The 12,298-nt window shown below is 67.4% G+C and carries 12 protein-coding genes and 1 pseudogene; 7 read left to right on the forward strand and 6 right to left on the reverse strand.

Features of this window, described 5'->3' with window-relative positions; all coding sequences use genetic code 11:
- Positions 1 to 35: 35 nt before the first annotated feature.
- On the reverse strand, positions 36 to 1,250 hold the full coding sequence (locus I1A62_RS25940) for an acyl-CoA dehydrogenase family protein (protein ID WP_206008232.1): 1,215 nt from the start codon (positions 1,248 to 1,250) through the stop codon (positions 36 to 38).
- 156 nt (positions 1,251 to 1,406) lie between these two features.
- On the opposite strand from I1A62_RS25940, the gene I1A62_RS25945 reads away from it, so the two are divergent.
- Complete coding sequence (locus I1A62_RS25945; RefSeq protein ID WP_257890925.1) at positions 1,407 to 2,219, forward strand: FadR/GntR family transcriptional regulator; 813 nt, start codon at positions 1,407 to 1,409, stop codon at positions 2,217 to 2,219.
- 18 nt (positions 2,220 to 2,237) lie between these two features.
- On the opposite strand, the gene I1A62_RS25950 is transcribed toward I1A62_RS25945, so the two are convergent.
- A complete protein-coding gene (locus I1A62_RS25950) occupies positions 2,238 to 2,894 on the reverse strand; it encodes a TetR/AcrR family transcriptional regulator (RefSeq protein WP_219460978.1) in 657 nt (218 codons plus the stop codon).
- On the opposite strand from I1A62_RS25950, the pseudogene I1A62_RS25955 reads away from it, so the two are divergent.
- Together I1A62_RS25955 and I1A62_RS25960 are read left to right on the forward strand one after the other, a co-directional pair.
- Positions 2,872 to 3,461: pseudogene (locus I1A62_RS25955) on the forward strand (DUF2867 domain-containing protein). The gene I1A62_RS25950 and the pseudogene I1A62_RS25955 overlap by 23 nt on opposite strands.
- A gap of 51 nt (positions 3,462 to 3,512) precedes the next feature.
- The gene (locus I1A62_RS25960) at positions 3,513 to 3,935 is read left to right on the forward strand and encodes a hypothetical protein (protein WP_219460981.1); all 423 of its coding nucleotides are present in this window, start codon (positions 3,513 to 3,515) and stop codon (positions 3,933 to 3,935) included.
- A gap of 1 nt (position 3,936) precedes the next feature.
- Here I1A62_RS25960 and I1A62_RS25965 read toward each other — a convergent pair whose 3' ends face one another.
- Together I1A62_RS25965 and helR are read right to left on the reverse strand one after the other, a co-directional pair.
- Positions 3,937 to 4,716, reverse strand: a complete 780-nt coding sequence (locus I1A62_RS25965) for a DUF899 domain-containing protein (protein ID WP_124389539.1) — start codon at positions 4,714 to 4,716, stop codon at positions 3,937 to 3,939.
- A 95-nt stretch (positions 4,717 to 4,811) separates the two neighbouring features.
- The gene (helR, locus tag I1A62_RS25970) at positions 4,812 to 6,950 is read right to left on the reverse strand and encodes an RNA polymerase recycling motor ATPase HelR (RefSeq protein ID WP_219460983.1); all 2,139 of its coding nucleotides are present in this window, start codon (positions 6,948 to 6,950) and stop codon (positions 4,812 to 4,814) included.
- Between the two features lie 441 nt (positions 6,951 to 7,391).
- Between helR and I1A62_RS25975 the strand changes: the two genes are divergently transcribed.
- The 3 genes from I1A62_RS25975 to I1A62_RS25985 all read left to right on the forward strand — a co-directional run bounded on the left by I1A62_RS25975 (position 7,392) and on the right by I1A62_RS25985 (position 9,671).
- Positions 7,392 to 7,820: a nitroreductase/quinone reductase family protein gene (locus I1A62_RS25975; protein WP_219460986.1), complete on the forward strand. Its 429-nt coding sequence runs from the start codon at positions 7,392 to 7,394 to the stop codon at positions 7,818 to 7,820.
- A gap of 186 nt (positions 7,821 to 8,006) precedes the next feature.
- Positions 8,007 to 8,300 carry a pyrophosphatase gene (locus tag I1A62_RS25980; RefSeq protein ID WP_219460987.1) on the forward strand — a complete coding sequence of 98 codons (294 nt, stop codon included), beginning with the start codon at positions 8,007 to 8,009 and terminating at the stop codon, positions 8,298 to 8,300.
- Between the two features lie 108 nt (positions 8,301 to 8,408).
- Positions 8,409 to 9,671 carry a hypothetical protein gene (locus I1A62_RS25985; protein WP_219460990.1) on the forward strand — a complete coding sequence of 421 codons (1,263 nt, stop codon included), beginning with the start codon at positions 8,409 to 8,411 and terminating at the stop codon, positions 9,669 to 9,671.
- 16 nt (positions 9,672 to 9,687) lie between these two features.
- Here I1A62_RS25985 and I1A62_RS25990 read toward each other — a convergent pair whose 3' ends face one another.
- Positions 9,688 to 10,434: a glycoside hydrolase family 25 protein gene (locus I1A62_RS25990; protein WP_219460991.1), complete on the reverse strand. Its 747-nt coding sequence runs from the start codon at positions 10,432 to 10,434 to the stop codon at positions 9,688 to 9,690.
- Positions 10,435 to 10,481: 47 nt separating this feature from the next.
- The gene (gene speB / locus I1A62_RS25995) at positions 10,482 to 11,498 is read right to left on the reverse strand and encodes an agmatinase (RefSeq protein ID WP_219460994.1); all 1,017 of its coding nucleotides are present in this window, start codon (positions 11,496 to 11,498) and stop codon (positions 10,482 to 10,484) included.
- Positions 11,499 to 11,607: 109 nt separating this feature from the next.
- Here speB and I1A62_RS26000 point away from each other — a divergent pair, with 109 nt between their 5' ends.
- On the forward strand, positions 11,608 to 12,228 hold the full coding sequence (locus I1A62_RS26000) for a helix-turn-helix domain-containing protein (RefSeq protein ID WP_219460996.1): 621 nt from the start codon (positions 11,608 to 11,610) through the stop codon (positions 12,226 to 12,228).
- Positions 12,229 to 12,298 lie beyond the last annotated feature (70 nt).

Below are 12,298 nucleotides of genomic sequence, written 5' to 3' on the forward strand. Positions count from 1 at the left end.
GGGAATTCCTTGTGCCGGATGGTGTCTGGGAGGACTCAGACGAAGGGGGATACCTGTTCGTCGATGCCGAGCAGGGCGCGCCCGTAGATCTCCTGGTTGATGTTCAGGTTGATGAAGGCGTGCCGAGAGCTGGTTTCCAGGTCGCGCCAGATCCGCTGCAGCGGGTTGACCTGCGCGAAGCTGCCGGCGCCGCTGACGTTGAGCAGAAGTTCGACCGCCTCGCGACACAGGTTCGCCGCCTGCGCGGCGTCCATCCGCGCCCGTGCCCGTTCGACGACCGGCATCTGCCGGCCTGCGGCGGCCGCGGCGTCGATCTCGTCTGCGCCGCGGAACGCGAGCAGGCGGGCCTGATCGATCAGCGAGCGAGCAACGGCCATATTCAGTTGGGTGGAGGGTGCGTCGATCGACCGCTGGTAGTACGAGTACGCGATCGGCTTGTTCTTCTGCAGCGTCGACAGCACCGCGTCGTAGGCGCCTTCAGCCATGCCCAGCACGGGCCCGACCAGCACCAGGGCCAAGACGGGAACCAGCGAGGAGTGGTACAGGGTTTCGTCCTGGAACTCCGAGGCGGTGCGCCCCTCCATCATGTCGGTGACCGACAGGATCCGGGCGTCGGGGACGAAGACGTCGTCGGCGACGAGGGTGTCGCTGCCGGAACCGGACATGCCCGCGACGTACCAGGTGTTGTCGATCGACAGATCGGTCATCGGTATCCACGCCGACGCCGCCCCGACGGCGTCACCGTCGGCATTGGTCAGGGGGATACCGACATTGGCCCAGCTCGCGTGGTGCGACGCCGACGCGAATCCCCACCGCCCGGTGACCCGGTACCCGCCGTCCACCCGGACCGAAGTCGAGGTCGGCGTGAACACGCCGCACGTGGCGATGCGCGGATCCGCTCCGAGCACGTCCTGCTGCACCGACTCGGGATAGGCGCCGACGAAGAAGGACGTCACGTTGCTCAGCGTGGTGACCCACGCCGTGGACCCGCACGACCGGCCGAGTTCCAGCGACACCTCCAGGAACGTGCGGAAGTCCTCCTGCGCCCCGCCGAAGCGTGCGGGTTTGGTGATGTCGAACAGGCCGGCTTCGCGCAGCGCCGCGATGTTCTCCTCCGGTACGCGGCGGTCCGCCTCGGCGCGCGCCGCGTTCTCGCGGAGCAGGGGGCCGAGCCCCCGCGCGGCGGTGACCAGGCGTTCCCGCTCGGAAACCGGCGACGTCGTGTGCGGGGCGGTGTCGGTGATCGTCATGGTGTGTCCTTCGGTTGGTGAGGCTTCTGGGGGAGTCGCCGGTTCGCGTGCACCTGAGCGGCGAGAAATAATCATGATTAATTGATAGAGTGATGTGAAGGCGGTCACTTGTCAAGAGCGATGCAATACTGACCCCCACGAACGGAGAGGAGACCGATGAGCGGCACCGACGGCGACGAGGACGTTCTCGCCCCCGAAGTCGCGGACTTCGAGGGCCCCGCCTACTCGCGCGAAATGTGGCCTCACCCAGCGAATCTCCCATCCAAGGTGTCGCTCGGCGGTTCGCGCGCGGAGCAGGCCGCCGGTCAGATCGCCCGCCTCGCCGCCGGCGCACTGGCCGGTGAACGCATCGGAAGCAAGGACGATCTCCGGAAGATCTGCGGGTTCTCGGTCGGGACCATGAACGAGGCGATCAAACTCGCGCAGGCCCGCGGCGTCATCACCTCACGCCCGGGCCCGGGCGGCGGCATCTTCGCCTGCGACCCCTCCCCGCTGTCCCGGATGAACGGGTGGTTCCGCGCCGCCGCCGGCGATCACGCCGCCTTCGCCGAAGCCGTCCAGATCCGAGACGCGATCGCCCCCCTGCTGATCGAGGAGGCGTTGCGGCAGATGACGCTCGCCGACCAGGAAACGTTCTCGGAGCGACTGTGGGAGGTGCGCCGCGCCCGCAACTCCGCGGCGACGTCCGACTTCGTGTGGGCATGCTGGGAACTGCACGCCCACCTCGCCGGCATCGGCAAGGGCATCCTCCTCGACACCCTCTACCTGAGCATCATGGACGTCGGAGTGTCCTACCTGCGCGCGGTGCTCGAGGCCACCGCACCGGACGTGCACCTGGACGGACTCGCCCAGGTCATGGAAGATCTCGTCGACGCCCTCGAACGCCGCGACCGCGACTCCGCCGTCGACGCCCTCCGGCGCACCGACCCGACCATGATTCTGTCGGCACCGCCCCCGCCGGAGATCTGATCGGCGCCGAGGGGAGCGTCACGGGCGCAGGAGGAATTCCCCTGCGAGCCGGATGGCTTCGCGTTTGGTGTATCCGGGGTGGTCGGCGACGATGAAGTGGCGGCCGATGGCGAGCCCGAACATCAGGGTGCTGCGCGCCTCGATCTCGTCGGGGTCGGTGATGAAGGTGCCGAACATGGTGCGCAGGAACTGCATCCGCTCGTTGTCGATGCGCTGCAGGCGTGCCGCGACGGACGGGTCGTGGTGCGCCCACGCCCGGATCGCGAGGTCGATCCGGTGCAGGTCCTCCGAGTAGGTGAGTTGACCCACGCGCCGGATCCGCTCGGCCGCGTCGCCGCCTTCGGCGTCGGCCTGGGCGATGACGGCCTTGGTGCAGCGGCGTTCCCACTCGTCGAGCATTTCCGCGAGCAACGCGGGCCTGCCGTCGAAGTAGCCGTAGAACCCGCCCTTCGTCACGCCGAGTTCGGCGGCGAGTGCCTCGATGCGGACGGCGTCCGGTCCGCCCCGCGCGAGGGCGTCGAGGCCGGCCTCTATCCAGCGGTCTCGTGTGGTGCGGGCGACGGCGGGAATCGGTCCACCTCCATTGATCGCGGTCAATTTGTACGGTACCGTATAGATGAAATATACGGTGCCGTATAGATCGGGGACGACAGTGCCACGAATAGCAGAGGCCACCTACACCGAGCAGCCCTGGCGCATCCACGAATTCACCAGCGACTTCGACGTCGAGGACGTGTGGTCGTACCGCACTCCCGGCGCCGGACCGGACGACTTCCCCAGAATGCTCGCCGCGATGCGGGGCCGGGCGGACTCGCGAAACAGCCCCGGGTGGTGCGGTTCCTGTTCGCCGTCCGGTGGAAGCTCGGCGAACTGTTCGGCTGGGACGATCCGTCGGCGGGCGTCGGCGAACGAGTCACCTCGCTCCGCGACCGCCTGCCCGACGACCTCCGCGCCGCTCCCCGCGGCCCCGACGACGCGGGCATGCCGCTGAAAGCGGTCTACGAACTCGACCTGGAGGCCGCCCGCGAGCTGGCGAACAAGACCGTGCACACCGTGATGCATCTCGGCTGGGTGCAGGGAGCGGACGGAGACTACGGGCTGCGGATGACCGTCCTCGTCAAGCCCAACGGCCGGTTCGGGCGGCTCTACATGGCCGCCATCGCACCGTTCCGGCATCTCCTCGTCTACCCGGCCCTGACCCGGCAATGGGAACGCGCCTGGCGTGACTACGCCGCGAAATGAACAAATCACTGTTCCCGATAGGAGACGGCCCCGGCCGGGTACCTTCGTGGCATGGGTGACGAGGCCATCGACCCCGTGACGGCGTATGAAGCGCTCTCCGCCGGCGCGCGCCTCGCCCTGCTGCGAGACCCCGAAGGCATCATGCCGCCGCAGTTCATCGGGCAGGTGATGGCTGTGTGCGGGGACTCGTGCGTCGCGGGCATCACCGGCGGACCCGATCCGGTTCCGCAGATGGCGATGCTCCAGGGGCCGCTCTCGGAATACCTCGCCCAATGCCGGTGCGTGCTCGACTCGTGGTGGAACTCGCTGACGCCGCGAGCCCGGGCGGGCATCAGGTGCCGCGAAGCCGTACCCGAATCGCTGGCACTACAGCTGCCCAAGCACATTCCGTGGACTGCGGTGTCCACGCCCGGTTCCCACCTGCTGGTGCGCGACTATCTGGAGCTGCAGGCGGCGGGGTACGAACTGAAGTAGTTCAGTCGGGGACCTTCTTTCCCGAGATGGCGTCCGGTTCGTATTCGTCGTGGCGGCGCAGCCAACTCATGAACGGGTCGTCGCCGCGGCGCGGTTCCGGTTCCCAGTCCTCCTGGCGGCCGCGGGCGGTGAGGTCGAGCCAGTGGTAGGTGCCGACGAGCATGTCGGTGGAGCGCGCGTAGCCGGAATAGGTGTGGAAGACGCGCTCGCCCTGGCGGAGAAAGGCGCTGACACCGTGCTCCTCGCCGGACCAGCCCCTCCACGCCGGGTCCATGCGCTCGAGCTCGGCCGCGTCCTTGTAGTTGTATTCGACCGGCGCGACCGACGCGTCGATGGTGACATGGAAGTCGTAGTTGAAGTCGCTCCCGAGCGAGGAGTACCAGGGGATGCGCCAGCCCATGCGCTGCCGGTACTGCTCGAGCTTGTTCAAGGGTGCGCGCGACACGGCCGCGAACGAGGTGTCCCGGGCGTAGAGGTGGTGGAGATCGCCGACGTTGTCCAACGTGAATGTGCAGGACGGGCATCCCTCGTCGGCGTCGGGTTCGAACATGAAGTGGTAGACCAGGAGTTGGCCGCGGCCATCGAACAGGTCGACCAGCCGGGCCCGGCCCCCGGGACCGTCGAACTCGTAGTTCTCGGTGATCTCTACCATCGGTAGCGCTCGCCGGGCGGCGTTGACCCGGTCGCGGTGGCGGGTCAGCTCCTTCTCCTGCGCGAGCAGTTCGCGCCGCGCGACGAGCCATTCTTCGCGGGTGGTGACCTGTGGATCGGACGCTGTCATCGTTCGTCTCCTCTCGTAGGGCACCTGCCATCGTCCCAGGCCGCACTCGGCGGCGGCTACCCCGTTTCCGCCGCCGATCGATCCGGTCTCCGGCGTCAGCGGCTGGTGAGGACGACGAGTTGCTGGGTCGCCCGGGTCATGGCGACATAGCGGTCGACGGCACCTTCGATGCCCTCGCCGAACGACTCCGGGTCGACGAGCACGACGAGGTCGAACTCGAGCCCCTTCGCCAGCTCCGGCGTCAGCGACCGGATGCGCGACGTCGCCCGGAACGTCGGATCTCCTATGATGCAGGCGATCCCGTCGGTGTTCGACGCCAGCCAGGTGTCCAGGATCGCGCGCAGATCCGACACCGGGCCGTGGACGACGGGGATGCCGCTGCTGCGGATGGACGTCGGCACGTTGGCGTCCGGGAGTACGGCCCGGATCACCGGTTCGGCCTCCGTCATCACCTCTTCCGGTGTCCGGTAGTTGATGCTCAGCGCGGCCAGATCGATCCGGTCCAACCCGATCCGCGCGAGCCGTTCGCGCCACGACTCCGTGAATCCGTGCCGGGCCTGGGCACGGTCGCCGACGATGGTGAAGCTGCGGGACGGGCAGCGCAGCAGCAACATCTGCCACTCCGCGTCCGTGAGTTCCTGGGCCTCGTCCACCACGACGTGCGCGAACGGTCCGGCCAGCAGGTCGGGGTCGGCGCTCGGCAGGGCGGTCTCGTCGACCAGGGACTGCTGCAGGTCCTGGCCACGCAGCATCGACATGACGAGCAACTCGGAGTCGTCGGCCGCGATGAGGTCGTCGACGACGGTGCTCATCCGCGCGCGTTCGGCGGCGACGGTGGCGTTGTACCGGCGCTGCCGGAGCGACGCCTCCGGGTCCCCGAGCCGCTGCCGCGCCGCATCCAGGAGCGGCAGGTCGGACACCGTCCAGTTCTGGGCGTCCGCCCGCTGCAGTGCGCGAACCTCGTCGGGGCTCAGCCAGGGCGCGCACTTGCGCAGGTAGGCGGGCACCGACCACAGGTCCCCGACGAGATCGGCGGCCTCGATCATCGTCCACGCGTTGTCGAGGGTCGCGCGCAGTTCGTCGTTCTGCAGCAACGACTTCCGAACCTGGGCCGCGGGAGCATCCCCGTCGTACTTGTCCACCAGGATCGTGAGCAGCAGTTCCCAGATCTGTTCGCGCGCTTCGTTGTGCGGGGTCCCGGGCTCCGGCGCTTCGAACGCCTCGGCCCAGTCGTCGGCGCTCAGCCAGATGTCGGACCAGTCGGTCGCGACCGTCATGCCCTTGGCGGGAGGCTCCTCGTAGAACTTCACGGCCGCGTCGATCGCCTTCACCAGATCCGCCGACGACTTCAGCCGCGCCACCTCCGGATCCTTCTCCATCCCGGCGGTGGCACCCTCGGTGACGAGGTCCCCAAGCGTGCAGAGCTGCACACCCTCCTCGCCGAGACTGGGCAGCACGTCGGCGACATACGCCAGGTAGGGCTCGTGCGGGCCGACGAACAGCACGCCGTGACGGAGCCGCGGGTCGGAGTACAGCAGGTACGCGGCACGGTGCAGCGCGACGACGGTCTTGCCTGTACCCGGACCGCCGTCGACGACGAGGGCGCCGCCGGATCCCGCGCGGATGATGGCGTCCTGATCGGCCGCGATGGTGCTCAGCACGTCACGCATCCGCTCCGACCGGTTGCTGCCCAGGCTGGCGATGAACGCGGACTGGTCGTCGAGCGCAGCGTTCCCTTCGAACCCGTCCGAGGTGAACACCTCGTCCCAGTAGTCGCTGATCCGGCCGCGGGTCCAGCGGTATCTGCGCCGGCTGGCCAGGCCCATCGGATTGGCGTGGGTGGCGCCGAAGAACGGCTCGGCCGCGGGCGACCGCCAGTCGACCAGCAACTGATTGCCCGCGCCGTCCATGAGACCGAGGCGTCCGATGTACACCGGCTCGGAGTCGTGGGCACCCACGATGTGCCCAAGACACAGGTCCAGGCCGAATCGGCGCAGGGCGCGCAATTGAGCGCTCAGGTCGTGAACCATCATGTCCCGCTCCATCGCCTCCTGGCCCAGGCGTCGGGGCGCCTTGCGCTCGGAGTCGATGCGGCGGGACAGATCGGCGATGGACTGCTCGAGGCTCTCCTCGATCGCCGCGAAGTGCCGCTCGTCGCCGGCGATCAGCGCCGGGTCGGCCTTGGGCGCGAGGTGGTCCGGAAGGTCGAAAGCGCCGGCAGTCAGGGGTCTCACGTCAACAGCTCCGATCCGAGTTGGGTGATGTGGATTCAGATTTTCGGCGCGCACTCACGACTCCCATTTCCGCAGGTTCCGGGTCAGGCCGGTAATTCTGCGACACCACCCGGGCCTTGCCGCAAGCCCCCGGGTGCGCTATACATTGAAAGTGGAAGAGAGTTGTTCTCCTCTCCTCTCCTCGCCCGATCCGGATCGGCAAACCCCTGTGCGCAGTAAACCCTCGTCGATGCGATGTGAGCAAGGCTCGCCCGAATATTCGAGACCCACATGCGCGCGTTCGGAAGCCGAATCAGTCGGACCGTCAGTACATTTGACGATGACAAGCGTGCAGCCGCGGAGGTTCGGCCCGACCGACGGAGTGAGACAGGAATCCGACACCACGCCGGGCGACCAGAGAATCCGACCGCACCCTGCACCGGACGAGGAGAGGTTATTACCATGAGCAGTCCCAAGGACTGGAACACGAACGTCATCGCCGAATTCCGAGCTAACCAGGGCCGAGTGGGCGGCCCGTTCGAGGGTGCTCCGATGGTGCTGGTGCATCATCGGGGCCGCAAGACCGGGCGCGAGCTGGTGAGCCCGATGATGTATTTACCGGACGAGCAAGACCGGGACACGATCTATGTCTTCGCTTCCAAGGCCGGCGCACCGACCAATCCCGACTGGTACTACAACCTCGTCACCGCAGGTCAGGCAGAGATCGAACGTGGTACCGAGCAGCACCCTGTCGTCGTCGCCGAGGTGACCGGTGACGAGCGGGATCGCATCTTCGCCGAGCAGGCTCGTAGGTATCCCGGCTTCGCCGGATACGCTGAGAAAACTCTGGGCATTCGGACGATTCCCGTGCTGGCGCTGCGCCGCTCATGAGAGCGATCGGGCACGCGGGCCGCCGGGGAAGCCGCCGGAAAGTGATCCGCTCCGGCGGTACCAATCTCTCGGCGTTCGGTGCTGCGCGTATGGCGGCACAGACAGTGGGCGTTCCGGATCTGGCCACGAGCACCGGCGAGACCATCTTCGAGCCTGCACTACCTCTGCAGGCGGCAGAGCAACGGCGTGTACAGAAGCGCTGGCCGACCTGCCGCGAGGTTCGGCATCGAGCGTGATGCAATCTGGTTTCTTCTCGAACTGCAGGAAGAGGTCGGTGAGCCGACCCAGGCCTTCCTGATGACGACAGGACAGGCACGGGACAAGGGACGATCGCCGGAACAGCTGGACGAGGCTTTCCGGCAGGAAGTCTCCGACGTGTTCTGTCAGACCCTGTTGCTCGCCCGCATTCACGGCATCGACCTGACGAGTGCAGTGAACGACAAGTGGCTGGTGTGGACGGAACAAGGAATCGGGTCCTGAAATAGTCACCGGTGGTGACGCTTTCGACCCCGCGTCGAAATCCGGTCCGCGCACGTATTCCCCGGTGTTAATGTGGGAATACTCGTCCTCACCGAAAGGTGCACCTCGATGAGAAGATTCGCTCGAAGAGCCGGTGGAACCATCGTGGCGCTGACGCTCACCGCAGCCGCTTTCGTCGTGTCACCACCACCGGTGTACGGATTTGCCGAGGACATTTGCTACACCGAGGACGGTGCCCCGCCGCACAATTGCGCTCCGCTGCCACCCGAATGCCCACTCGACGATCCCAACTCGCCGATCTGCGGCGCCGAGGCCTTCGTCAGCTACGGGGTCACGTTGCGCCGCCCGCTCGGCGGACGGAGTCTCGTGCACTCGGACTCGACGTACATCATCGCCCGCACCGTCGGCTTCTCCGAACAGGATGCGTACTGGATCGCGGCGTACGACGAGGCGACCGACCTCGGCACGTTCATCCCACGCGACATCTTCGGCAGGCCTGCCGCCGGCGCCGACGCGCTGACCACCAAGGACATCAGCGGCCTGGTGCGCACCCACTTCGACACCGGCGGGTTCCTCTTCCACTTCCTGCCCACGTTGCGCGGGCCGACCGATCCCCTGCCCAACGGGTTGCAGCCGAACGTCGACGATCCGCGGCACGAGATCATGCTCACGCACCTGCGGACGTGGGCCATGGCCGGGCCGGGAAGCAACGCGCCACTGTGCACGGGAGGGTTCACGAATCCCTCCGCGAACGGCGACTACGGTACGGGCGCAACGTGTTACGGAGACGCGAATCCGGTCCCGATCAACGGCACGTACAGCCTCGAGACTCCGGCTGCCATCCCGTTCACCAACATGACCGGGCAGCAGGTCATCACCGACAACGTCCTGTCGTCACAGTTCGACTCGTGGGTCGGCGAGAATTCCTGGAACGCACGGACCGGTATCTACCTTCACGCTCTCGGTGACCGCATCTCGCACCACGTGTGCACCGACGCCGGCACGATCACGCCGCCGGGTCCTGCCGGACAGGACTTCCGGATCGATCTGAATCAGCCCACCTGCGACCAGGGTCCGCACGCGCTCCGCCACGAATACGAGACGGGTGTGGACTTCGCCGGACTGAACCCAGAAGACCAGACGACCGAGGCGGCGTTGTCGATGGTGTACGACGAACTCGTCAACTTCGCGCGAGCACGCAGAACGCTGGACGGGAACGCCACCGCACCCGCGACGAAGAACGCTCTCCTGAACGACGGCCTCCTGCCGGCGCTCGAGATCCGCGAACCGGTCGAGCGACTGACCGCCGTGACCGACGTCGGATGCCGCGCCGGAGTTCCCCCGTTCCCCGGAAATCCGGCCTGCAGCTGATCGCGCCCGCCGGCCCTCAGCTGCCGAAGGGTGAGGCGCTGTTGGAGTACCGCGCGAAGTCACCCTGTGCCCCGCTGTAGACGTTGAGGTCGACGTCGCCGTTGACGCCGGGAATGCGACCGGTGCTCGTGTACTGCCAGAACGTCCAGTTGCTCCAGCCGCCAGGGAGGGGGCCGGGGGTGTTCTGGCCGTTGTAGTCGGCGATCCACAGGGGATATCCGGCGAACTCGTTGGTGTTCGCCATCGCCGTCCGCCAGAAGGTCGGGTAGGTGTAGATGATCGGCTGACGGCCGGTGAGCTGTTGGACCGTGTTGAGGTAGCGGTGCGTCCAGTCGATCAGCGCGGCGGGCGGCAGTCCGGCGGAATGCTCGAGGTCGAGGACCGGGGGCATGTCGCCCGGACCGTTGATGCCGAGGACCACCGTCGAATAGAAGGCGGCCTGTGCTTCGGGCGACTGGGTGGGGTCTGCGTAGTGGTAGGCACCCCGGGCGACGCCGGCGACGCGCATGGCGAGGCAGTCCTGGACGAAGTACGGATTGACGTAGTTGAGGCTCTCGGTGGCCTTGACCATCGCGAAGTCGTGGCCTGCGTTGCGGACGGAGAACCAGTCGATCGGCGACCCGCCCGGGTGTTGCCACGAGGCCACGTCCGGACCTCGGACGGGCTCGGCTACGGCGTGCCCCGGCACCGCGGCCGTGAGTGCACCGGCGAGCAGTAGCGGTGCGATCTTGGAGAACCTTCGGACCTTCACCCCGATAGCCATGCGCCCGAGGGTAACGTCTTCCCGCTGCCCGCACGTGGCAACAGACTTCACTTCGTCACATACGCCGCCTGCCGGAGTGCCTCACCGCGGCCTGCCCGTCCGGAAGCCGACGACGCGTTGATCGCGAGCACCGACAGCAGCTCGTACGCGACGTGCGCTGCCGCGATGCCGGTGATCTCGGCATGGTCGTACGCGGGGGCGACCTCCACGATGTCGGCGCCGACCACATTCAGGCCGACGAGTCCGCGCAGCGTGTTCAGCAGTTCGCGGGACGTCATGCCGCCGGCCTCGGGGGTTCCGGTGCCCGGCGCGTGCGCGGGATCGAGGACGTCGATGTCGACGGACACGTAGACCGGACCGCCGTCGAGCCGTCGACGCATCCGTTCGACGATGCTGGCGACGCCGTCCACCTCGTAGTCGTCGGAGCGGATGACCTGGAAGCCGAGAACGGCGTCGTCCTCGAGGTCCTTCTTGCTGTACAGCGGGCCGCGGATGCCGATGTGCTGCGACCGCTCGAGGTCGATCAGCCCCTCCTCGCTGGCCCGCCGGAACGGGGTGCCGTGCGTGAAGGGGGCGCCGAAGTAGGTGTCCCACGTGTCGAGGTGCGCGTCGAAGTGCAGGACGGCGATCGGACCGTGGTCGCGGGCGAGCGAACGCAGGATCGGAAGGGCGATGGTGTGGTCGCCGCCGAGCGTCAGCACGGTCGAGCCGTCCTTGCGGAGGTCGGTGACGGCGCCGTCGACCGTGGCCAGGGCTTCCTGGATGTCGAACGGATTGACGCCGATGTCGCCGAAGTCGGCGACCTGCTGGGCACCGAAGGGGTGCACGTCGAGTGCGGGGTTGTACGGGCGGAGCAGTTTCGACGCGGCGCGGATGTGGCCGGGGCCGAAGCGTGCGCCGGGACGGTAGCTCACACCGGAGTCGAACGGGACACCCAGCACCGTGACGTCGGCGCGGGACACCTCGTCGAGCCGGGGGAGGCGGGCGAACGTGCTGGGTTCGGCGTAGCGCGGGGTGCGGGTCGCGTCGACGGGGCCCTTTATTGCGTCGTGGTCTGTAGTCATCGGAATCCTTCGGTGTGTGCCGGAGACGTGGCTTCGTCGTATCGTTTCCTTGGAACGCATTCTTGTCAACACCTGTTTCCTATACGAGACACGAACGAAGGATCGATGCATGGCGAACGAGCTCGCAGCCGAAGGCGCGTCGGGCGTCGACGCGCCCAGGATCGGCCCCCGGCTCAAGGCGGCCCGGCAGGCCCAGCGCCTCACCCTCGACGAACTGGCCGCGAGCTGCGGCATCACCAAGGGCTACCTGTCGAAGATCGAGCGCGACCACGCCAGCGCGTCCGTGGCGACCCTGGTGCGGATCTGCGCCGCGCTGAACATTCCCGTCGGGTCGCTGTTCGAGAGCTCCGCCGCAGGTGAGGTGGTACGCGCCGACGCCTATCCGCCGATCAGCTTCGGCGGGGAGCGCATGGCCGAGTTCCTGCTGACCCCGTTCGGCGAGCGCCGCGTCCAGTCGCTCCTGAGCCGGATCGAACCCGGCGGCGGGAGCGGCTCGGAAACGTACGAACTGCCCGTCGACGTCGCCTTCGTCTACGTCGTCTCGGGCGAGATCTGCATTTCCTTCAACGGCCAGGGGGCCGGGGAGGACGTGTCGCTCGCGACCGGGGACGCGTTCACCTTCTCGCCCCAGTTGCCGCACAGCTTCCGCGCACTCGGCGACGACACCGCGACCGTTCTGTGGATTCTTGCCCCCGCACTACCGGACGACGTCCGGCCCACCTCCCGCTAGGAAACCATCAAGCGGTTTAGGAAACATGTGTTGACAGTCACGGCTCGCCCGTTCATTGTTGTGCGCATCA

This window comes from Rhodococcus sp. USK10 (assembly GCF_019378875.1).
Classification (GTDB): Bacteria; Actinomycetota; Actinomycetes; order Mycobacteriales; family Mycobacteriaceae; genus Rhodococcus_F; species Rhodococcus_F pseudokoreensis.

Bases quoted from the DNA above. Each gene is read 5' to 3' on its own strand.
- I1A62_RS25940 (WP_206008232.1), bottom strand. From the start codon at position 1,250: ATGACGATCACCGACACCGCCCCGCACACGACGTCGCCGGTTTCCGAG.
- I1A62_RS25945 (WP_257890925.1), top strand. From the start codon at position 1,407: ATGAGCGGCACCGACGGCGACGAGGACGTTCTCGCCCCCGAAGTCGCG.
- I1A62_RS25960 (WP_219460981.1), top strand. From the start codon at position 3,513: ATGGGTGACGAGGCCATCGACCCCGTGACGGCGTATGAAGCGCTCTCC.
- I1A62_RS25965 (WP_124389539.1), bottom strand. From the start codon at position 4,716: ATGACAGCGTCCGATCCACAGGTCACCACCCGCGAAGAATGGCTCGTC.
- I1A62_RS25975 (WP_219460986.1), top strand. From the start codon at position 7,392: ATGAGCAGTCCCAAGGACTGGAACACGAACGTCATCGCCGAATTCCGA.
- I1A62_RS25985 (WP_219460990.1), top strand. From the start codon at position 8,409: ATGAGAAGATTCGCTCGAAGAGCCGGTGGAACCATCGTGGCGCTGACG.
- I1A62_RS25990 (WP_219460991.1), bottom strand. From the start codon at position 10,434: ATGGCTATCGGGGTGAAGGTCCGAAGGTTCTCCAAGATCGCACCGCTA.
- speB (WP_219460994.1), bottom strand. From the start codon at position 11,498: ATGACTACAGACCACGACGCAATAAAGGGCCCCGTCGACGCGACCCGC.
- I1A62_RS26000 (WP_219460996.1), top strand. From the start codon at position 11,608: ATGGCGAACGAGCTCGCAGCCGAAGGCGCGTCGGGCGTCGACGCGCCC.